20 protein-coding genes are annotated in these 21,639 nt (G+C 64.3%); 11 read left to right on the top strand and 9 right to left on the bottom strand.

The features are described from left to right. Positions 1-50 precede the first annotated feature (50 nt). Positions 51-638 (bottom strand): hypothetical protein, encoded by a 588-nt coding sequence (locus LCW13_RS03245; protein WP_054555137.1) that lies wholly within the window; start codon positions 636-638, stop codon positions 51-53. Positions 639-979: 341 nt separating this feature from the next. Here LCW13_RS03245 and ugpB point away from each other — a divergent pair, with 341 nt between their 5' ends. The 7 genes from ugpB to LCW13_RS03210 all read left to right on the top strand — a co-directional run bounded on the left by ugpB (position 980) and on the right by LCW13_RS03210 (position 8,232). Next, positions 980-2,350, top strand: a complete 1,371-nt coding sequence (gene ugpB / locus LCW13_RS03240) for a sn-glycerol-3-phosphate ABC transporter substrate-binding protein UgpB (protein WP_225347579.1) — start codon at positions 980-982, stop codon at positions 2,348-2,350. 200 nt (positions 2,351-2,550) lie between these two features. After that, positions 2,551-3,426 (top strand): sn-glycerol-3-phosphate ABC transporter permease UgpA, encoded by an 876-nt coding sequence (gene ugpA / locus LCW13_RS03235; protein WP_043335922.1) that lies wholly within the window; start codon positions 2,551-2,553, stop codon positions 3,424-3,426. Then, on the top strand, positions 3,426-4,271 hold the full coding sequence (ugpE, locus tag LCW13_RS03230) for a sn-glycerol-3-phosphate ABC transporter permease UgpE (RefSeq protein ID WP_043335925.1): 846 nt from the start codon (positions 3,426-3,428) through the stop codon (positions 4,269-4,271). The genes ugpA and ugpE overlap by 1 nt, the downstream gene beginning before the upstream one ends. Positions 4,272-4,366: 95 nt before the next feature. Then, positions 4,367-5,482, top strand: coding sequence for a sn-glycerol-3-phosphate import ATP-binding protein UgpC (locus LCW13_RS03225; RefSeq protein ID WP_225347578.1), 1,116 nt, complete (start codon positions 4,367-4,369; stop codon positions 5,480-5,482). Positions 5,483-5,662: 180 nt separating this feature from the next. Further along, a complete protein-coding gene (locus LCW13_RS03220; protein WP_225347577.1) occupies positions 5,663-6,490 on the top strand; it encodes a glycerophosphoryl diester phosphodiesterase in 828 nt (275 codons plus the stop codon). After that, positions 6,487-7,308, top strand: a complete 822-nt coding sequence (locus tag LCW13_RS03215; protein WP_225347576.1) for a DeoR/GlpR family DNA-binding transcription regulator — start codon at positions 6,487-6,489, stop codon at positions 7,306-7,308. Before LCW13_RS03220 ends, LCW13_RS03215 begins: the two co-directional genes overlap by 4 nt. Before the next feature lie 105 nt (positions 7,309-7,413). Next, positions 7,414-8,232, top strand: a complete 819-nt coding sequence (locus LCW13_RS03210; protein ID WP_107335461.1) for an HAD-IIB family hydrolase — start codon at positions 7,414-7,416, stop codon at positions 8,230-8,232. Positions 8,233-8,385: 153 nt separating this feature from the next. Here the strand turns inward: LCW13_RS03210 and trpC are convergent, their stop codons facing one another. The 5 genes from trpC to LCW13_RS03185 form a co-directional block, all read right to left on the bottom strand. Then, the gene (trpC, locus tag LCW13_RS03205; RefSeq protein ID WP_213114585.1) at positions 8,386-9,210 is read right to left on the bottom strand and encodes an indole-3-glycerol phosphate synthase TrpC; all 825 of its coding nucleotides are present in this window, start codon (positions 9,208-9,210) and stop codon (positions 8,386-8,388) included. Continuing rightward, positions 9,210-10,256 (bottom strand): anthranilate phosphoribosyltransferase, encoded by a 1,047-nt coding sequence (gene trpD / locus LCW13_RS03200; RefSeq protein WP_043335260.1) that lies wholly within the window; start codon positions 10,254-10,256, stop codon positions 9,210-9,212. Before trpD ends, trpC begins: the two co-directional genes overlap by 1 nt. 77 nt (positions 10,257-10,333) lie before the next feature. Continuing rightward, entirely contained in the window at positions 10,334-10,969 is a 636-nt protein-coding gene (locus LCW13_RS03195; RefSeq protein WP_225347575.1) for an anthranilate synthase component II, read from the bottom strand. 322 nt (positions 10,970-11,291) lie between these two features. Continuing rightward, on the bottom strand, positions 11,292-12,779 hold the full coding sequence (gene trpE / locus LCW13_RS03190; protein WP_225348101.1) for an anthranilate synthase component I: 1,488 nt from the start codon (positions 12,777-12,779) through the stop codon (positions 11,292-11,294). A gap of 201 nt (positions 12,780-12,980) precedes the next feature. After that, a complete protein-coding gene (locus LCW13_RS03185) occupies positions 12,981-13,685 on the bottom strand; it encodes a phosphoglycolate phosphatase (RefSeq protein ID WP_225347574.1) in 705 nt (234 codons plus the stop codon). 251 nt (positions 13,686-13,936) lie between these two features. On the opposite strand from LCW13_RS03185, the gene LCW13_RS03180 reads away from it, so the two are divergent. Then, complete coding sequence (locus LCW13_RS03180) at positions 13,937-15,238, top strand: NAD(P)/FAD-dependent oxidoreductase (protein ID WP_043335266.1); 1,302 nt, start codon at positions 13,937-13,939, stop codon at positions 15,236-15,238. Between the two features lie 100 nt (positions 15,239-15,338). Here the strand turns inward: LCW13_RS03180 and LCW13_RS03175 are convergent, their stop codons facing one another. Both LCW13_RS03175 and rpe read right to left on the bottom strand, forming a co-directional pair. Next, positions 15,339-15,680, bottom strand: coding sequence for a GIY-YIG nuclease family protein (locus LCW13_RS03175; RefSeq protein WP_225347573.1), 342 nt, complete (start codon positions 15,678-15,680; stop codon positions 15,339-15,341). 4 nt (positions 15,681-15,684) lie between these two features. Next, on the bottom strand, positions 15,685-16,392 hold the full coding sequence (gene rpe, locus LCW13_RS03170; RefSeq protein WP_043335268.1) for a ribulose-phosphate 3-epimerase: 708 nt from the start codon (positions 16,390-16,392) through the stop codon (positions 15,685-15,687). Between the two features lie 367 nt (positions 16,393-16,759). Between rpe and ggt the strand changes: the two genes are divergently transcribed. The 3 genes from ggt to LCW13_RS03155 all read left to right on the top strand — a co-directional run bounded on the left by ggt (position 16,760) and on the right by LCW13_RS03155 (position 20,789). Then, positions 16,760-18,520 carry a gamma-glutamyltransferase gene (ggt, locus tag LCW13_RS03165; RefSeq protein ID WP_225347572.1) on the top strand — a complete coding sequence of 587 codons (1,761 nt, stop codon included), beginning with the start codon at positions 16,760-16,762 and terminating at the stop codon, positions 18,518-18,520. A 165-nt stretch (positions 18,521-18,685) separates the two neighbouring features. Next, a complete protein-coding gene (locus LCW13_RS03160; RefSeq protein ID WP_225347571.1) occupies positions 18,686-19,969 on the top strand; it encodes an MFS transporter in 1,284 nt (427 codons plus the stop codon). Between the two features lie 214 nt (positions 19,970-20,183). Further along, positions 20,184-20,789 (top strand): YajG family lipoprotein, encoded by a 606-nt coding sequence (locus LCW13_RS03155; protein WP_052384762.1) that lies wholly within the window; start codon positions 20,184-20,186, stop codon positions 20,787-20,789. 150 nt (positions 20,790-20,939) lie between these two features. Here the strand turns inward: LCW13_RS03155 and tmpT are convergent, their stop codons facing one another. After that, positions 20,940-21,611, bottom strand: coding sequence for a thiopurine S-methyltransferase (gene tmpT / locus LCW13_RS03150; protein ID WP_225347570.1), 672 nt, complete (start codon positions 21,609-21,611; stop codon positions 20,940-20,942). Positions 21,612-21,639: the final 28 nt, after the last annotated feature.

Genomic DNA, 21,639 nt, shown 5'->3' with positions numbered 1-21,639 from the left:
GCGGGGCCTTTGTCTTGGTGAGCATGTCATTCGCTTGCGTCATCTCATCCTCAGATATGACGCGCGAAGTGCTCCAGGTCACGCACGAAGGCGTTCTTGTAGGTCTCGAAGTCCTTCGGGCGCGCCTTGAAGGAGCGCTTGATGCGCTCGCGGTCCAGGCGCAGCGGCGCGTCGAGGGCCGCCAGGTTGCCGACACGCGCCGCCGGATTCATGCCGACCAGCTCGCGCGGTTGATCGCCTTCGGCCTCGGCCTCCAGCCAGTCGTTGATGCCGGCGCGACGCAGCACGCTGACCAGTGAGCTGTCGGTGATGCGCACCTGCAGGCGGCCGTGATCGGACAGCTGGGAGACCAGCGCGATGCCGTGGTCGTGACCGCGATGCACCGTCGGTGTCGCCCACAGCGCCAGATTCAGGCCACGTGCGTTCTCGTCGAGTACCAGCAGCGCGGCAGAGTGGATGCGCTCGGCATCGTCGACCAGCGCGAACAGGCGCGCCATCTCATTCTCGAACCACACCCCACGCACGCCGGCGTAACTCACCAGCGCATCCAGACCACCCTCGCGGCCATGGACTTCGGCGCACAGCATCGCCAGACAGGCATCACGTCGGGCACCGGCACTCACTTCAACCACTTTCATCGCGTTCTCCGCCACAGGCATTTTCAGCGCGCAAGACTAGCACACTCGCTCGCCGGCCGCTTATTCCGGCCTTGAGTTGCCCCCGGCGCCTCGCTTGCCAGCCTGAGCCGAGCTGGCGGCGCCACACACCGGCTGCTCAGCCATAAGTTCAGCCTCGCTCGAATGAACATCTTCCTGTCACAAAGTTGTAAGGCGGGCGCTATAGAGTCGTCTACGCTTTTCGGACGATCATCAAAAGAACAAGAAAATGTTCACTTGATCGTCGCCATCGATCGTCAGCGGCCAGCGTCCTTCTTCTTTGTTGCGGAAGCTGGCCAGGGGAACCTCTCAGGAGTTTGACCATGCGCCGCCCGACCTATCATGCAAGCACCCGTACGACTGCCACCGCGACTCGTCGCCTCGCCAGCCTCGCACTGGCCATCGGTTTCGCCTCCGCCTCCGCCAGTGCCCTCGCCGCCACCGAGGTGGAATGGTGGCACGCCATGGGGGGCGGGCTCGGCAAGAAGGTCGACGAGATCGCGGCCGACTTCAATGCAAGCCAGGACGACTACGTCGTCAAGCCGGTCTTCAAGGGCAACTACTCCGAGACCATGACCTCCGCCATCGCCGCCTTCCGCGCCGGCAAGGGCCCGGACATCGTGCAGATCTTCGAGGTCGGCACCGCCACCATGATGAGCGCCAAGGGTGCGATCGTCCCGGTGCATCAGCTGATGGCAGACTTCGCGCCTAAGGAAGGCACCGCCTTCGACCCGAACGCCTACCTGTCTGCCGTCACCGGCTATTACACCGACACCGACGGCAAGATGCTGTCGATGCCGTTCAACTCCTCCACGCCAGTGACCTACTACAACAAGGACGTGCTGGCCAAGGCAGGCGTCGACTCCCTCCCGCAGACCTGGCAGGAAATGGGCGCTGCGCTCAAGAAGGTCGTCGATTCCGGCGCCGCCAGCTGTGGCCTGACCACCACCTGGCCATCCTGGGTGATGCTGGAGAACTTCTCGGCGCGCAATGACGTGCCCTTCGCCAGCCAGGCCAATGGCTTCGCCGGCACCGATACCCGCCTCGAATTCAACACGACCGCCGTGGTCGACCACATTCAGCGTCTCGATGACTGGCAGGCCGACAAGCGCTTCGTGTTCGGCGGTCGCTTCGATGACGCGGCACCCAAGTTCTACTCCGGCGAGTGCGCGATGATGATGGGCTCTTCCGCCAGCTATGCCGGCGTCAAGGAAAGCGCCAAGGGCTTCGAGTTCGGCGTGGCACCGCTGCCCTATGACAGCGACGTGATCGAGACGCCGCAGAATTCCATCATCGGTGGCGCCTCGCTGTGGGTGCTGTCCGGTCACAGCGATGAGGAATACCAGGGCGTCGCCAAGTTCTTCCAGTACCTCTCAAAGCCTGAAGTGCAGGCCGACTGGCACCAGTTCACCGGCTATCTGCCGATCACGACTGCCGCGGCAGAGCTGACGCGCGAACAGGGCTTCTACGCCGAGAACCCGGGCACCGACGTCGCCATCACCCAGATGACCTCCGCGACGCCGACCGAGAACTCCAAAGGCCTGCGCCTGGGCAACATGGTGCAGATTCGTGACGTGATCAATGAAGAGCTGGAGAAGATCTTCTCCGGCAAGGAAAGCGTGCAGGACGGCCTCGACAACGCCGTCAAGCGCGGCGATTCGCTGCTCGAGAAGTTCGAACGCGCCAACGGCTGATCATCGCCACACCGGGGGCGGGCCCATGCCGGGCTCGCCCTCCCGCTATTTTCTCCAGCCAGAGAGCGGAAAGCGCATCCGACATCCGGTGTCCTTTCCCTTCTCTCACGGCTTGATGGCGCAGGAGCGGCCGAGGTTTGCCGACTCCATGCTACCGACGGAACCACCCAGTCCCTCCTTGCTTGCGAGACCCCTGCTGCATGGCCCATTTCAATCGACACCCCATCACGCCCTGGATACTGCTGGCGCCTCAGCTGCTGATCGTGGCCGTGTTCTTCTTCTGGCCGGCCTACCAGGCCATCGAACAGGCCTTCTATGTCGAGGACGCCTTCGGGCTCTCGCGGGAATTCACCGGGCTGAGCAACTTCGTCAGCGTGCTGAGCGAGCCGGAATATCTCACGACACTATGGACGACCACCTATTTCTCCTTTGCAGTGGCCTTCGGCGCCATGGCATTGGCGCTGGGGCTGGCCGTACTGGCCGACCGCGTGCTGCGCGGCGCACACGCCTACAAGACCCTGCTGATCTGGCCCTACGCCGTGGCACCCGCCGTGGCCGGGGTGCTGTGGCTGTTTCTGTTCGACCCGACGCTGGGCATTCTGCCGGAGCTGCTGTCCGCCATCGGCATCGACTGGAACCACAAGCTCAATGGCGATCAGGCCATGTTGCTGGTGGTGCTGGCCTCGATCTGGAAGCAGATGAGCTACAACTTCGTGTTCTTCCTCGCAGGTCTCCAGGCGATCCCCAAGAGCCTGCTGGAAGCGGCCGCGATGGACCGCGCCGGCCCCTGGCGGCGTTTCTGGACCATCACCTTCCCGCTGCTCTCGCCGACCAGCTTCTTCCTGCTGGTGATGAACGTGGTCTACGCCTTCTTCGAGACCTTCGGCACCATCGATGCCACCACCCAGGGCGGTCCGGCCGGCTCGACCCGCACCCTGGTCTACAAGGTCTATGAAGATGGTTTCGTCGGGCAGGACCTGGGCTCGAGTGCTGCCCAGTCCGTGCTGTTGATGGTCATCGTCGGCGTGCTGACGCTGATCCAGTTCAAGTATGTCGAGAAGAAGGTGCAGTACTGATGCGCTACAACCGCCCCGGGCTTGATATCGCAAGCCATGCCCTGCTGATCGTCGGCTGCGCACTGTTCTTCCTGCCGGTCTGGATCGCCTTCAGCGCCAGTACCCACGAGATGGGTGACCTCTACTCCAACGTCGCCCCCGTCTGGATCGGCGAGGCTGGCCTGGACAACTACCGCCAGCTTCTGGCAGACCCGGTCAGCAGTCTCGGCGCCGACGTGATGACCCTGTTGTTCAACTCGATGCTGATGGCACTGGGCATCGCCATCGGCAAGATCATCATCTCGGTGCTGGCCGCCTACGCGATCGTCTTCTTCGAGTTCCGCTTCCGCAAGCTGTGCTTCTGGCTGATCTTCATCACCCTGATGCTGCCGGTGGAGGTGCGCATCCTACCGACCTTCAAGGTGGTGGCCGACCTCAACATGCTGGACAGCTACGCCGGCCTGATCCTGCCGCTGATCGCCAGCGCCACCGCGACCTTCCTGCTGCGTCAGTTCTACCTGACCATCCCGGCGGAGCTGGTCGAGGCCGCGCGCATCGATGGCGCCGGGCCGTGGCGCTTTCTCAAGGACATCCTGCTGCCGCTGTCGAAGACCAACATCGCGGCACTGTTCGTGATCATGTTCATCTACGGCTGGAACCAGTATCTGTGGCCGCTGTTGATCACCACCGATGCCGACTACCTGACCATCGTCGTCAGCCTCAAGCGCATGCTGACCACCGGTGATGGCCTGGTGCCGTGGCAGGACGTCACCGCCACCACGCTGCTGGCCATGGGCCCGCCGGTACTGGTGATCCTGTTCATGCAGCGCTACTTCATCAAGGGCCTGGTGGACAGCGAGAAGTGATCTCGCGCTCCGACCCGCGACACCTCGCCCCCTGACTCCGTTACGCCGTGATGGACAGACTTGCCCGTCACGCCACCGCTCTGGATACACAACTCATGGCAACACTGGCGCTCAAGCAGCTCAAGAAGCAGTACCCCAATGGCTACAAGGCCCTGCATGGCATCGACCTGGCCTTCGGCGAAGGCGAGCTGATCGTCATCGTCGGCCCGTCCGGCTGTGGCAAGTCGACCCTCCTGCGCACCCTGGCAGGCCTGGAGGACATCTCCGAGGGCGATCTGGAGATCAACGGCAAGCGCGTCAATGAGCTGGAACCCGCCGAGCGCGACATCGCGATGGTGTTCCAGAACTACGCGCTCTACCCGCACATGAGCGTGTTCGACAACATGGCCTACGGCCTCAAGAACCGGCGCACGCCCAAGGACGAGATCCAGCAGCGCGTCAGCGAGGCCGCCGAGCTGCTGGGCCTGACCGAGCTGCTCGATCGCCGCCCCAAGCAGCTCTCCGGCGGCCAGCGTCAGCGAGTCGCCATGGGGCGCGCCATCGTGCGCAAGCCGCAGGTCTTCCTGTTCGATGAGCCGCTCTCGAATCTGGACGCCAAGCTGCGCGTGCAGATGCGTCTCGAGATCCGTCGCCTGCAGAAGCGCCTCAAGGTCACTTCCGTCTACGTGACCCATGATCAGACCGAAGCCATGACCCTGGCGGATCGCCTGGTGGTGATGAATGGCGGCCATGTCGAGCAGTTCGGCACGCCGATGGCGCTCTACGATCAGCCCGCCAGCCAGTTCGTCGCCGGCTTCATCGGCTCGCCGGCGATGAACTTCCTGAGCGCCACCCAGGCACAGACCGGCCTTGCGCTGCCGTGTGGCGCAACCATTGCCCTGCAGGGCGAAGGCCTGGCCACGGGCGCTGAGCTGACCCTCGGCATTCGCCCCGAGCACCTGCAGGTACTGGGAGCAGCCGATGCCCTGCCCGCAGGGGCCGCGGAGCTTGAGGCGCGCATCGAGCTGGTCGAACCGCTGGGCGCGGACACCCTGGCGTACTGCCGACTGCAAGGCCAGAGCGAGCCGCTGGTGGTGAGACTGGATGGCGAGCACGCCGTCGCGGAAGAACAGACGCTGCGCCTGGCCATCCTTCCGGCGCGTGCCCATCTGTTCGGCGCCGACGGCAAGCGGCTGGCAACCCGCGAGCAGGCGACAGCGGCCATCGAATGAGCGCTTTCGTCCTGTCGCGGGCCGACGGAACCCCTTGCCCTGATAACGTCATCATTGGATGGTAATGCTTGAGACCTGCCCTGATCCGTCTCGCGTCTGAGCATCAGTGATCCGCCTCGACCGATCAGCGCCACAGCTGCGTAGCGGGCAGACATGCCATTCTTTCTGTGAGGATTCACCATGGTTTCATCGTCACATTCAGCCGACGCATCACATTCAACTGACAGCGTCCTGTCCCTGCCCCTGGCGATCGCACATCGCGGCCTGTCGGCCTATGCGCCGGAAAACACCCTGGCCGCCATTCAGGCGGCGCATGAGGCAGGCTTTCAATGGGTGGAACTGGACGTGCAGTTGCTGGGCGATGGCACGCCGGTCATCTGGCACGATGCCGGCGTGAATCGCTGCTCGGATGGGCGTGGCAAGCTCAAGAATCTGGATTGGGACAGCGTGCAGACCTTCGATGTCGGCAGCTGGTTCAATGCGTGCTTTGCCGGTGAGCGCATGGCCTCGCTCAAGCAGGCGCTGGAGCTGATCGCGCGCCTGGACATGCGCCTGAATCTGGAACTCAAGCTCAGCCCTGGCCACGATGCCCAGGCGCTGGTCGATGCCGCCATCCCGATGGCCAGTGCCCATCTGCCCGCCTCACACCTGATCATCTCGTCGTTTGATCCCCAGGCGCTGCGCCTGACGCGTCAACGCGACCCGCAGGTGCATATCGGCCTGCTCTACGATGACATCCCCGACGACTGGCAGAGTCTGGCCGATGAGCTGAACGCAAGCTCCGTGCATGCCGACTGGCGCGCCCTGACGCGGGCCGCGGCCAGTGACATCACCAGCCGTGGCCACAAGCTGCTCTGCTATACGCCCAACGATGCAGCCGCCTTCGCGCCGCGCTGGGCCTGGGGTGTGGATGCCGTCATCAGCGATGACCCGGCCATCTTCAGCGAGGAGGATCGCGAGCCCACTCTACCGCACGACACCACCACGCAAGGGCTACCCCAGACATGACCCCGGGCATCGAGCGCGACAGTCGCAGCGTTGAACACGCGAGCAATGATGCACTGACGCCGCGCCAGCAACAGATTCTCGAGCGACTGGCCCGCGAGGGCCAGCTGGCGGTCGATCCGCTGGCCCTCGCCTTCGACGTCACGCCCCAGACCATCCGGCGTGACCTGGGCGTGCTGTGTGAGCGCGGGCTGGCGCGTCGGCGTCACGGCGGCATCGAGCGCCCACCGGGCGGCTACAACCTGGGACATTCCCAGCGCATCATGCTGGCGCGGACCGCCAAGCAGGCCATGGCCGCCAGCGTGGTCGCCGAGATTCCCGATGGCGCCACCCTGGCGCTGGGCATCGGCACCAGCGTGGTGGCGGTCGCCGAAGCCTTGCTTGCCCGACGCGGCCTGCGCGTGATCACCAACAACCTGCAGGTGGCGCAGGCGCTCTCGACCCACCCGGATGTCGCCGTCCAGTTGGCGGAAGGACAACTGCGCCCGCAGGACCTCGATGTGGTCGGCAGCGCCACCGTGGCCTTCTTCGCGCGTCATCAGGTCGATATCGCGGTCCTCGGCTGTGGCGGTCTCGATGCCGGAGGACTGCTCGACTTCGACCCGGAAGAAGCCGCGGTCAGCCGTGCGCTGGTCCATCACGCCCAGCGCCGGATTCTGGTCGCCGACGCCAGCAAATGGGGGCGCGCCGCCATGTGCCGCATCGCCCCGCTCGAGGAGATCGACCTGCTGGTCACCGATGAGCTGCCCCATCAGCCCGATTATCGCAGCGCGCTGGAGGCTGCCAGCCAGCAGAGCCTGTCGGTGCGCTTCACTGCCTGAACCGAGGCGCGTCGCGCAAGCCGGCACGCATCGACGATACTGAAGGGACACGCGACTGATGACAGCCGCGCGCCCGCTTACCTTCTGAGGATTTCTGGAATCACCATGCAAGCCTTCGCCCACTGTCCTGCCAGCACCCTGTCGGGTATCCGGTATCTGTTGACCGATATCGATGACACCCTCACCCATGAAGGGCGTCTCGCGGCATCGACGCTGGCGGCGCTGGAGCGCCTGGATGCCGCCGGCATCAAGGTCATCCCCGTCACGGGCGGTTGTGCGGGCTGGTGTGATCACATCGCACGCGCCTGGCCGGTCGCCAGCGTGATCGGTGAGAACGGCGCCTTTGCCTTCCGCCGCCAGGGGCAGCGCATCCTCACCACCTGGTGGGAAGACGAGCAGCGCCTGCGCGCTCGCCAGCGCCATGTCATGACCGTCGCCCGCCAGCTGCTGCTCAACCATCCGCGCGCAGCACTGGCCCAGGACCAGCCCTTCCGCTTCGCCGATGTCGCGGTGGACCACTGTCAGGCGGTCGGCCCGCTGGCCCAGAGCGAGATACGCGCCATCATCGCCGGCTTCACGGCCGCCGGTATTCAGGCGCGCGCCAGCTCCATCCACATCAATGCGTGGCAGGGCGAGTTCGACAAGGCGCGCATGGCGGTGCGGGTCCTCACCGAGACCTTCGGCCTGGACCGCATGCAGCTGGAGCAGGAGGTGATGTACGTCGGCGATGCGCCCAATGATGCGCCGATGTTCGCCACCTTCCGCCACACCGTGGGCGTGGCCAACATCATCCAGCACCGTGCGGCACTCGGTTGGGAGCCCAGCTGGGTGACACGCCACAGTCATGGCGCCGGGGTCGAGGAAATCGCCGAGGCTCTGCTCACGGCACGCAAGGGAGTCGAGAGCGTCAAGACAGACGCCTGACCCTGTACCTGATGGCGGCCACAGGCCTCCAGCAGGATGACGGCCTCACGCCTTTGGACAGAAGTCAGCAGACAGGCATGAAAAATCCCGCATGGCATAGCCATGCGGGATTTTGTTATCCACAAGATAACGAATAACGCCAACTACCGGCTATCAATCCCCGAAGAACAATCCCCGCAGACCTTCACCCGGATCATCAAAGCGCATGAAGGCCTCCCCTACCAGGAAGCCATGGACACCGGCGTCGCGCATCTTCGCCACGTCGTCACGGGTATGGATACCGGATTCGGTGACCACACGCACGCCCTGCGGCATGTCGGTCAGCAGGTCCAGCGTCGTCTCCAGCGACGTCTCGAAGGTACGCAGGTCACGGTTGTTGATGCCAACCAGTTCGATGCCCAGCGCCAGTGCACGCTTGAGCTCTTCGCCGTCATGCACCTCGACCAGCACATCCATGCCCAGCTCACGCGCCTGACGATACAGAGCACTCAGGCGCGCGTCGTCCAGCGCCGCGACGATCAACAGGATGCAGTCGGCGCCGATGGCACGCGCTTCCAGCACCTGATACGGATGGATGATGAAGTCCTTGCGAATCACCGGAATCGAGACGGCGTCGCGCGCCTCGATCATGAAGTCCTCATGCCCCTGGAAGAAGTCGGCATCGGTGAGCACCGACAGACAGGCCGCACCGGCCTGCTCGTAAGCCACGGCGATCTCGGCGGGCACGAAATCTTCACGGATCACGCCCTTGGAGGGTGACGCCTTCTTCACTTCGGCGATGATGGCCGGCTCGCCACGGTCGATGCGCGACGTCAGCGCCTCGATGAAGCCGCGCGGCGCGCTCTGTTTCTCGATCAGAGTCTGCAGGTCCGCCTCGCTCACCGCGGCGCTGCGCTCGGCGATCTCTTCTTCCTTGCGCGCCAGAATCCTGGCCAGGATGGTCGGCAATGCCTTGTCAGTGGTCTGCTCGGTGCTCATCAGCGGGTCGCTCCTTCATCATTGACCTGGGCGTAGACACGGGTGAAATCCGCCAATTCCTTCATCTTCTCGAACGGCAGCTTGCTGGCCTGCACGTCCTCGGCAATGCTGACACCCTCCTTGAGACTGTCCGCGATGCCCGCCACGTAAAGGGCCGCACCGGCATTGAGTGCCACGATGTCGCTGGCCGGGCCTTCATCACCGCGCAGCGCCTGCTGCACCAGCTTGAGGCTGGCGTCCGAGGTCTCCACTGCCAGACTTTCCAGCGACTGGCGCGCGATGCCGAAGTCTTCCGGCGCGATGCGGTATTCGCGGATCTCGCCATCCTTGAGCTCATTGACCAGCGTCGGTGCCGCCAGCGAGATCTCGTCCAGACCATCATCGCTGTGCACCACCAGCACATGCTCGGCCCCGAGGCGCTTGAGCACCTCGGCCATCAGCGGTACCAGCGCCGGGTCATAGACCCCCAGCACCTGACGGGTGGCGCCGGCAGGATTGGTCAGCGGACCGAGGATGTTGAACATGGTACGCACGCCCATCTCGCGGCGCGGGCCGATCACGTGCTTCATGGCGGCGTGATGGTTGGGCGCGAACATGAAGCCGACCCCGATATCATCGATGCAGCGTGCGACCTGCTCGGCGTCCAGCGCCAGATTGATGCCGGCCGACTCAAGCAGGTCGGCACTGCCGGACGATGACGACACACTGCGGTTGCCATGCTTGGCCACATGGCCACCGGCGGCCGCCACCACGAAACTTGCCGCCGTGGAGACATTGAACAGGTTGGCACCATCACCGCCGGTGCCGACGATATCCACTGCATCGGTGGCACGCACCGTGACGCGCGTCATCAGCTCACGCATCACCTGGGCGGCGGCGGCCAGCTCATCGACGGTCTCGCCCTTCATCGACAGCGCCATCAGCAAGGCCCCGATCTGCGCCTGGGTCGCCTCGCCGGTCATGATGGCCGTCATGACCGCATGAGTGTCGTCGTAGCTCAGGTGCTGGCGGCGCATCACGGCGCCAATCGCCTCACGCATCTGCATGTTGTGTCTCCGCAGGCGCCAGCCTCGGTGGCTGACGCATGAAAAAATAGGATGTGACTCTTGCGATCAACGCCCGCTCAGGCGGCTTTCACAGCCTCGCCGCGACGCAGGAAGTTAGCCAGAAGCTCATGACCCTGCAATGTCAGGATCGACTCAGGGTGGAACTGGACGCCTTCGACATCCAGCTCGCGATGGCGCAGGCCCATTATCAACTGCGGCGTGACATCGTCATCATCCGTCCAGCTGGTGACGATCAGACACTCGGGCAGGCTTTCGCGATCGACCACCAGCGAGTGATAACGCGTGACTTCCAGCGGCTCGGCCAGCGCGGCGAAGACACCGCTGTTGTCGTGACGCACGGCGGAGGTCTTGCCGTGCATCACCTGGGGCGCACGTACCACCTTGCCGCCGTAGACCTGACCGATGGCCTGGTGACCGAGGCACACGCCCAGAATCGGCAGCTTGCCGGCAAAGTGGCGAATGGTTTCCAGCGTGATGCCGGCCTCGTTGGGCGTGCACGGCCCCGGACCCAGCACCAGATGTGAAGCGCCGAGCGCCTCGATCTGCTCGAGCGTGATGGCGTCATTGCGCACGGTCAGCACTTCCGCGCCCAGCTCACTCAGATACTGGACGATGTTGTAGGTGAAGCTGTCAAAGTTGTCGATCATCAGCACGCGTGGCGTGCTGGCGTCCTGCGAAGTGAATGTCTGCATGGTCAGTGTCCATTCTCGGGAGCGGATCATGCGCCGTGATTGACCGGCCTGCCCGCTCTCCTGTGGTGTCGTTCCCGCCGTCCAGCAACAAAAATGCCGCCCTGGTCGGCGGCATTCTTCTGGTCGTACGTCCTCGAACTTCAGACATGCGAAAGCCGCCCCCTTGTCAGGAGCGCCACCACTGCTGGCTGAGGTCTTGCGGGTTACGTAGCGTCATGGGTCAATAGTGCGTTGAGCTGCCAGGAGTGTCAATCACATGCGCCATTGCAGGGAGTGACCCGCGAACACTGGCGAGTCACTCCCGAAATGCTTGACGCGCCGATCAGTCCAGATTGTCCAGACCGCGCTCCGCCATCGCCACGGCACGGAACAGGGCACGCCCCTTGTTGAGTGTCTCGTCCCACTCGGACTGCGGCACGGAATCGGCCACGATGCCGGCGCCGGCCTGGACGTGCAGCACCTTGTCCTTGAGCACCGCGGTGCGGATCGCGATGGCGGTATCCATGTTGCCGTGCCAGGAGAGATAGCCCACCGCGCCGGAATAGATGCCGCGCTTGACCGGCTCCACCTCATCGATGATCTCCATGGCGCGAATCTTCGGCGCGCCGGACAGGGTGCCTGCCGGGAAGGTGGCCCGCAGCACGTCCATCGGCCCCAGGCCTTCCTTCAGCTTGCCGGTGACGTTGGAGACGATGTGCATGACGTGGGAATAGCGCTCCACCACCATCTGGTCCGTCACCTTGACGCTGCCGGTCTGGCTGATGCGACCGGCATCGTTGCGACCCAGGTCGATCAGCATCAGGTGCTCGGCGACTTCCTTGGGGTCTGACAGCAGGTCCTTCTCCAGCGCCAGGTCTTCCTCTTCGGTGGCGCCGCGCACGCGGGTACCGGCGATCGGGCGCACCGCGACCTCGCCATCCTCGAGACGCGAGAGAATCTCTGGCGACGAGCCGATGACGTGGTGGTCATCCAGGTTGAAGAAGAACATGTACGGCGAAGGATTCAGGCTGCGCAGTGCACGGTAGAGATCCAGCGGCGCGGCGCGGTAGGGAATCGACATGCGCTGCGACGGCACGCACTGCATGACATCACCGGCCAGCACGTATTCCTTGATCTTCTCCACTGCGCCCTTGAAGCCTTCCTCGGTGAAGCCGGAGGTGAAGTCGGTCTCCTTGACCGGCTCGCCGCCGGTGCCGGGGCTGACGGTATTCAGCGTCGCGCTGCGCAGCTGGATCTCGAGGCGCTCGAGACGCTCGCAGGCAGCCTCGTAGGCGTTCGGCGTTGCCGGGTCGGCGTGGGTCAACAGCATCAGACGCCCGGACAGGTTGTCGAAGATCACCAGCTCGTCGGCGACCATCAGCAGGATGTCCGGCACGCCCAGCGGGTCCGGCTTCTCGACGCCGCGCAGGCGCGGTTCGATATAACGCACGGTGTCATAGCCGAAGTAGCCGACAAGACCACCATTGAAGCGTGGCGCACCGTCGATGACCGGCACACGGAAACGGGTCTGGAACTGCTCGATCCAGTCGAGGGGGTCCTCGACCTCGGTCATGCCGGTCTGCTCGCCATTGATCAGATGCGAGACCACCTGGCCACGCACCTCGATGCGCTCACGACACGGCAGGCCGATGATGGAGTAGCGCCCCCACTTCTCTCCGCCCTGCACGGACTCCAGCAGGAAGGTCCACGGCATGTCGGCCAGCTTGAGATAGGTAGACAGTGGCGTGTCGAGATCCGCCAGCACGTCACGGGTGACGGGAATGCGGTTGTAACCGGCTTCGGCCAGTTCAGCGAAGTGTTGTGGGGTCATCATGACCTGCAGTTCCTTCCACGGAGGGTGCGTTGCCGACACAGGGCCGGCTTGTCTGGGACTCAGTCTATCATCGCGGGTCGCTGGCGGCAGCGCTGGTGGAGGCAAGTTCTGCCATCTCATGCCTCACTGTGCGCCCGGGCGGGACACCAGCCTCGCTCTGTCAATCAATTCCAATCAATTCCCATCAATCAGCGTCACTCAGCCAGCCACGACCAGCTCGGCGAGTGAGTCGACGAGGTAGTCCGGGTGGCTGCGCGCGATCGGCTCGCCATGGTTGTAGCCGTAAGGCACCGCCAGGGTGCGGAAACCGGCGGCGCGGCCTGCCGCGATATCGTGGCGCGAGTCACCGACCATCAAGGCCTGACGCGGCACCACTCCCAGCCGCTCGGCGGCGAACAGCAGGGGCGCGGGGTCCGGCTTGCGCGTCGGCAGGCTATCGCCGCCCAGCGCCAGCGCGAAATGCTCGCTCAGCGCGAAGTGCGAAAGCAGCGGCTCGATGAAGGCTTCCGGCTTGTTGGTGATCAGCACCAGCGGGATCCCGGCCTGGCGCAGCCCCTCCAGGCATTCCCGCACGCCGGGATAGAGTCGCGTACGCGAGCTGGGGTCGGCGGCGTAATGTGCCAAAAAGCTCTGATGCGCCTGCTCGACCCGCGCCAGGTCATCGGTCGCCAGGCCATGTGCTGCCAGGGCGCGCTCCACCAGTACCCGCGATCCATTGCCGACAAAGTCGCGTACCCGCGCCTCCCCCTGCGCCGCCAGCCCCTCTTGCTCAAGCATGCAGTCGATCGCATGGGCGAGGTCCGGCACCGAGTCGATCAGGGTGCCATCGAGGTCGAAGGCGACCATCTCGATCGCCCTGAGCGACGGATGTACCGGACCTGTGAATGTGGGATGATCGTGCATCCTTGCTCCTTTTCAGCGACAGAATTCGTGTAGGTGCCAAAAGCGCAACACCGAGTTCTCGCGTGCACATGGCGAATATACGTAAAATAACGACATTTCGCGCATGCAGCACTATTTAGCACGCTCATTATCTTGTTATCATAGCGGTATCGCGACGCCAGTTATCGACTCCGGGCCTTGCATGTCCTGACTCGATAGCCGGCCGACACTTTTCACACCTTCCCATCAATCTTGTCACTGAGGAGCACTCAATGGCCATTCCCCGCATCGTAGTCGTTGGCGGAGGCGCCGGCGGTCTGGAACTCGTCACCAAACTGGGCCACAAGCTGGGCCGCAAGAAGAAAGCCGAGATCATTCTGATCGACCGCAATTCCACGCACATCTGGAAGCCGCTGCTGCACGAAGTGGCCACCGGCGTGCTGGATTCCGGTCTCGATGAAGTCTCCTACCAGGGCCATTCCAAGGCCCACGGCTACAAGTTCCAGCGCGGCACCCTGGAAAGCCTGGAGCGCGAAGAGAAGCAGCTGACCCTGGCCGCCATCCACGATGCCAAGGGCAACGTGCTGCTGCCCGCCCGCCAGCTCAGCTATGACTATCTGGTACTGTCACTGGGCAGCGTGTCCAATGATTTCGGCACCGAAGGCGTCGCCGAACATTGCCACTTCCTGGATAGCCCGCAGCAGGCCGAGAAATTCCGCCGCGACATGCTCGACACCTTCCTGCGCTTCAGCGCCAACGGCGAGGAATGTGAGCGCCAGCAGCTCAACGTCGCCATCATCGGTGCCGGCGCCACCGGGGTCGAGCTCTCCGCCGAGCTGTTCGATGCCTCCAAGATGCTGCACAGCTACGGTTTCTCCTCGCTGGAAGACCGCCAGGTCAAGGTCCACCTGATCGAGGCCGCACCGCGCATCCTGCCCGCCCTGCCGGAACGCATCGGCAAGCCGGTCGCCAAGGAGCTGACCAAGCTGGGCGTCGATATCCACGTCGATACCCGGGTGACCTGCGCCGACTCACGCGGCATCACCACTGCCGATGGCACCCTGATCGAAGCCGACCTGAGCGTGTGGGCCGCCGGTATCCGTGCGCCCGCCTTCCTGTCCGAGCTGGGTCTGTCCACCGAGCGCAACCATCAGGTCAAGGTGCACCAGACCATGCAGAGCATTGATGATGAGTTCATCTTTGCCCTCGGTGACTGTGCCAGCTGCCCGCAGCCGGATGACAAGCGCGTCCCGCCGCGCGCCCAGGCCGCTCACCAGCAGGCCAGCCTGATGGTCAAGAACCTGCGCGCCGCGATGGCCAACAAGCCGCTCAAGGACTTCGTATTCAAGGACCACGGCTCGCTGATCTCGCTGGCGCACTTCGATGCCGTCGGCTCGCTGATGCGCGGTGCCTCGGCGCGTTCGCTGTTCATCGAGGGCCGCCTGGCCAAGTTCTTCTACGCCTCGCTGTATCGCATGCACCAGATGGCGATCCACGGCGTGGTCAAGACCGGCATGACGGTGGTGGTCGATGGCCTGAACCGCTACCTGCGCCCGAAGATGAAACTGCACTGAGACTGAGCCTGCCTGCCCGGCAGGGTCGCCAGTCAACAAAACGCCCCCGACGGATTCCGTCGGGGGCGTTTTCATTTCACGCATTCAATCAAGCAGACCGTCAGGTCTCGCCGAGCAGGCTGTCCAGTGTCATCTCACCGGCGATCAAGCGGCGCTTGGCCGCCACACTCAACTGCTTGACGCGATACTCGAGCTTGAGCGCCCGCGAGCGATCGCCGACCACCTGTTGATAACACAGCGTCAGCGGCCCCTTGCCGCGCAGCGCCCGCGCACCGCGCTTGCCGCCCTCATGCTCGCTCAGGCGGCGCGCCACATCGGTACTGATACCGGTGTAGAGGCGCCCCTGGGCCGTCTCGAGCACATACAGCGACCACTCGCTGAGCGCCGCGCCGTGAACCGAGCCGTCGACTGCCTCGCCAGCTCGCGCGCTGTCATCCGTCACGCGATCAGCTGCGCACGCTGGCAAGCTCGGCACGCAGCTTCGCCAATACGCTGTCGTAGCGGTTGGCATCGCTGTCACTGCGCGCATTGAAGATGGCGGAACCGGCCACGAAGGTATCGGCACCGGCACGCGCGATCTCGGCGATGTTGTCGACCTTGACGCCACCATCGATCTCGAGACGGATGTTGTAGCCGGAGGCATCGATGCGACGACGCGCTTCACGCAGCTTGTCGAGGGTACCGGGGATGAACGACTGACCACCGAAGCCCGGGTTGACGCTCATCAACAGGATCATGTCGACCTTGTCCATCACGTAGTCGAGGTAGGACAGCGGCGTGGCCGGATTGAATACCAGACCGGACTTGCAGCCCGCATCACGAATCAGCTGCAGCGAGCGATCGACGTGGTCGGAAGCTTCCGGATGGAAGGTGATGTAGCTGGCACCGGCCTCGGCGAAGTCACCGATCATGCGGTCGACCGGCGTGACCATCAGGTGGGCATCGATCTCGGCGCTGATGCCGTAATCACGCAGCGCCTTGCACACCATCGGCCCGATGGTCAGGTTGGGCACGTAATGATTGTCCATCACGTCGAAGTGGACAATATCGGCCCCGGAGGCCAGCACATCCTCGACCTCCTGCCCCAGGCGGGCGAAGTCAGCAGAGAGGATCGACGGGGCAATCTTGAAGTCATTCGGCAGTAGTTCAGACATGTCATCAGGCGCCAGCGAGAAGTGGAAGAGGCATTTTACGCCACCCTCTCACAAAAGACAGGCGCTGTGTGAATGTGCACCGCCAGCCTGCCGGTCCGTCGCTGCCGATCCGTCGCCGCCGGCCCACGCCAGGCACTCCACTGCGACTCACACCCTCAAGCCGCCCTCACACCAAGCCCTCATCCCCTTCCCAGATCAGACGCCAACAAGAATATTGCCGTGCAAAGTTGAAATTGGTGCATTAGCAACTGATAGTTAAGCTGTTCTCTCGGCCCAGTGAGCAGCTCGCTGGCCTTCTGCGCATGTTCCTCGCACTGCACGCGTCATGTCGCATCTCTTATAACGATAACAGGAACCGACACCTCTCATGTTCGACACCTCTCTCGCAAACCGCAGACATCTCAAGGCGCTGGCCGCCGCCGCACTGTTGCCGCTGGCCGGTCTGCTACCGACGGCGATTCCCGCCGCCTTCGCCGAGTCTTCCGCGATTCTGGAAGGCGAGCGTTTCCACCCCCAGGAAGGTCAGCACGGCATGGTCGCGACCAGCCACTATCTGGCCTCTCAGGTCGCACGCGATGTGCTGGCCGATGGCGGCAATGCCGTCGACGCCGCCGTGGTGGCAGGCTTCGCGCTGGCCGTGACCCAGCCGCGCTCCGGCAACATCGGTGGCGGCGGCTTCATGCTGGTGTCGGATGAGAAGACCGGCGAAGTAGTGGCCATCGATTACCGCGAGAAGGCCCCGGCGGCGGCCAGCGAGACGATGTTCCAGGACGAGAATGGCGAGGCGGTCTCCGAGTGGTCGCGCTTCACCCACCGCGCGGCAGGCGTGCCCGGCACCGTCGCTGGCCTGGCCAAGGCGCTGGAAGACTACGGCACCCTGAGTCTCGAGCAGGCGCTCGCCCCGGCCATCAAGCTGGCCGAAGACGGCTTCGTGGTTCCGACACGCTTCGCCAAGGGCTTGAGAGATGCCAAGGACCGCCTGGCCAAGTGGGACAGCACCGCCAAGGTGTTCTACAAGCCGGATGGCAGCAACTATCAAGCGGGTGAGCTGTTCAAGCAGCCGGAACTGGCCGCGACCCTCAAGCGCATCGCCGCCAATGGTGCGCGCGAGTTCTACGAGGGCGAGACCGCCCGGCTGATCGTCGCCGAGATGGAGCGCCACGACGGCATCATGACGCTGGATGACCTCAAGGCCTACGAGCCGGCCATCCGCGAACCGGTCCACGGCACCTACCGCGGTTACGACATCTTCTCGATGAGCCCGCCCTCCTCCGGCGGCGCGCACATCGTCGAGATTCTCAACATGCTCGAAGGCGATGACATCCAGGCGATGGGCTTCAATTCCGCCGCCACTATCCACGTGATGGCAGAAGCGATGCGCCGCGCCTACGCCGACCGCTCCGAGTATCTGGGCGACACCGACTTCGTTGATGTGCCGCTGTCGGGCATCATCTCCAAGGACTACGCCAAGGAATTGCGCGCCCAGTTCGAGCTCGACAAGGCAACGCCCTCCAGTGAGGTCAAGCCCGGCAAGCCGCAGCCGTATGAGTCCAATCAGACCACCCACTTCTCGATTGCCGATGGCAATGGTCTGGCCGTTTCCAATACCTACACCATCAACTTCAGCTACGGCTCCGGCATCGTGGTCGATGGCGCAGGTTTCCTGCTCAACAACGAGATGGATGACTTCTCCGCCAAGCCGGGCGTGCCGAATGCCTATGGCCTGATCGGTGGCGTCGCCAACAAGATCGAGCCGAACAAGCGCATGCTGTCTTCCATGAGCCCGACCATCGTGATGAAGGATGGCAAGAACTTCCTCGTCACCGGTAGCCCCGGCGGCTCGCGCATCATCACCACTACGCTGCAGGTGATCATGAACGTGATCGACCACGGCATGAACATCCAGTCGGCGGTCAGCGCACCGCGCATCCACCACCAGTGGCTGCCGGACGAGATTCGCATCGAGGCAGGCATCAGCAAGGACACCATCCGTCTGCTCGAGGCGATGGGCCACAAGGTGGTGACCAAGGACGCCATGGGCGCCATCCAGTCGATCATGATCGACGACGGCACCTTCTACGGCGGTGCTGACCCGCGTCGCTCCACCTCTTCGGCCATGGGGCTGTAGACGATGGCTACGACGGGGTAGTCTCTGCATCGCATCGCCGAGCTGCCCCATCAATGACGCCTTGACCCCATTGTTGGGGCGGGCTATCTGTGACGGGCGACACTTCGGTGTCGCCCGTTCGCGTCTTGCCGTGCCATCACGCCATCAGCCCTACAAGGTGCCCTCGTGTCCTCAACCAAGTCACTCACGCCGCCCATCTCTGGCTGGCGGCAATGGGCCAACCGCTATCCGGTCGCCTTGATCGCCCTGGCGCAGCTATTCGGCACCAGCCTGTGGTTCACCCCCAATGCAGTACTCACGCCGATGCTGGCGAGCTGGGACTTCGCCGGCGATAGCGCCGCGGCACTCGGCCAGCTGACCTCCTCGGTGCAGGGCGGATTCATCGTCGGCACCCTGGTGCTGGGGCTTGCCGGCCTGGCGGACCGCTTCGCGGCGCGCCATCTGTTCATGGCTTCCTGCGTGCTGGGCGCGCTGACCAATCTGGCGCTGTTGATCGCGCCGGGACTACTGAGCGCCTCAGGCTTGCGCGTGCTGACGGGGCTGGCACTGGCCGGCATCTACCCCATCGGCTTGAAGCTGATGGTGCAGACCGCACCGGACCGTGCCGGTGCCGCACTCGCCTGGCTGGTCGGCATGCTGGTGCTTGGCACCGGGCTGCCGCATGCGCTGGCCGCACTGCAACAGGGCGAAGGCATGCAGCTGCCATGGGGCGCGGCCATCAGCACCGCCTCGCTGCTGGCCATCGTCGGTGCCGGTCTGGTCGCCATGCTGGCCCCACCGGTGGCCAAAGCCACCTCGGCGCCCCGTCAAGCACCAGCGGCGAAAGACGGCCGCAACACCTTTCTCACGCGTGCCACTCGAGGCCTGGCGGCCTGGCAATATCCCGGCTTCGTGCGCGGCGCACTGGGCTACTTCGGCCACATGTGGGAGCTGTACACCCTGTGGGCGCTGACACCTCTGCTGCTGACCCAGATGGCCAGCGCGACAGGCGTGACGCTCTCTCCTGCCACCCTGGCCTGGCATAGCTTCCTGGTGATCGCCATCGGCGCGCCCGGCTGTGTCATCGGGGGCTGGCTCTCGCGCAGTCGCGGCAGTCTGTGGGTGGCGCGTCTCGGGCTCGCCGGCTCGGTGACGCTGACGTTGGTCTTCGTCGCCGCCACGCAGCTTGAGGCCAGTTACGGCGTGCTGCTGGCACTGCTGGCGCTGTGGAGCCTTCTGGCCGTGATCGACTCGCCGCAGTTCTCGGCACTCGCCGCGGGCGGCACCCCGGTCGAGCTGCAGGCCAGCGCCCTGGCGATGATGAATGCCTTCGGCTTCAGCCTGTCGCTGGTCTCGATCGCCTTGCTCACGCCGCTGATCGTCGGCCACGGCAGCCTGCTGCTGCTGGCCTTGCTGCCCGGCCCGCTGCTGGGCCTGCTGGCCTTGAGCAGACGCGTCGACGGTGCATGAGCCATGAGCTATGAGCCATGGGCTATGGGCCATACCTCGACCACTGTCGCTTGCAGAGGACAGCCGTGAGCCTGAATTTCCACTACGCCCGTGCGCCATTCTGGCCCTATACTCGCGCCATTGCGCTCCGGCCATCCCGCGCTGCAGGCGAGATATTGGCAACGGATGGCCGAGATGACTCCCATGACAACCGGCCTCAGGCCCAGGAACCCCGATGATGATGCACAAGTTGCGCACCACCTGCATGAGCGTGGCACTGATCGCCACGGCGGCACTTCTCAGCGCTTGCGGCACCAGCCCGCAACGCCTGTACGTCAATCCGCAGGTCGGCGAGATGGGTGTGGTCGGCCACGGGCAACAGGTGGTGGTGGATGTGCTCGATGAGCGTCCGTCAGAGCGCATCGGCTCTCGCGATGGCGCCACCAATGCCTCAAGCTATCTGGTCGTGCCGACCGGCGACCTGACACCCAAGCTTGAGGCCCAGACCGTCAGCGCCCTGCGCCGCATGGGCTTCGTGCCGGTGTCCGCCGAGCAGGCCAACCAGGGCGCAGCAGAGCTGACCATCTCGCTGACCGAGCTGGCCTATGGCGTGAAGCGTGGCGGCCTGATCACCGATACCGCGACACTCAATGGCGTGATCAAGGCCGTCGCCGTGTCCGGCAAGCAGCGCTATACCGGCAGCTATACCGCGACGCGTGATCAGGGCTATGCCCTCAAGCCGAGCCAGGAGAAGAACACCGAGATGGTCTCTGAGGTGATCGGCGATGCGCTGACTCGCGCTTTCCAGGACACTACGCTGATCCGCCAGCTCGACCAGTAGGTTCGATCAGCAAGCTCGATCAGCAAGTTCGATCAGCAGCTCGCCACCAACGAAAACGCCACCGCCGCCCATTGGGCGGCGGTGGCGTTTTTCATGAGGACTGGACCTTCAAGAAGACTGGACCTGACTGACAAGGTCACCCCTGAGTCGTCAGCGACGCGGTCCCTTGCGCACCAGACTCCATACCGTCTCACGCAAACCGCGCTCATCCGGGGCGCGACGCTCCAGCACCTCAAGCGTGAAGTTGGCGCTCAGAAGCTGACGAATCTCGTCTTCGGCGACATGGAACGGCGGGCCCTGATGCTGCTCCGTCTGCCGCTCGAGACTGATCAACAGGCCACGCGCGCCCGGGGGCAGCAGCTGCGCCAGATGGAAGGCGTAGCGCTGCCGGGTGGCCGACGGCAAGGCGATCAGCGCGGCGCGATCATAGAAGGCGTCCAGATGATCGACATGGTCGATATGGAAGTGGAAGAAGTCTCCGCACCACAGCTCGACCATGCCCTGGCGGAAGCATTCGAAGTGCTCCAGCCGATAGCGCGAGACATCCCCGGCGCCTTCGGCGACGAACTGCTCACAGGCCTGGCGTGCAAGCTCGATGCCCAGCACCGGATAGCCCTGCGCCGCCAGCCAGCGCATGTCGAGACTCTTGCCGCACAACGGCACCAGCACCTTGGCGCCCGCCGCGATCTCAAGCCGCGGCCACCAGCGCTCCAGCGCCGAATGCGTGGCGGGCAGATGAAAGCCGATCCGCCCTTCCTGCCATCGCGCCAGCCAAGGGTCACTGGCCGGCGTCGCGTCCATCGTCGTGTCTTGTGCCGACATGAGCTGGCGCACTCCCTCTGCTATCGGT

This window comes from Cobetia amphilecti (assembly GCF_020217465.1).
Lineage (GTDB): Bacteria > Pseudomonadota > Gammaproteobacteria > Pseudomonadales > Halomonadaceae > Cobetia > Cobetia amphilecti.
The sequence above is the reverse complement of the archived record's forward strand: the minus strand, read 5'-3'. Positions and strand labels throughout refer to the sequence as shown.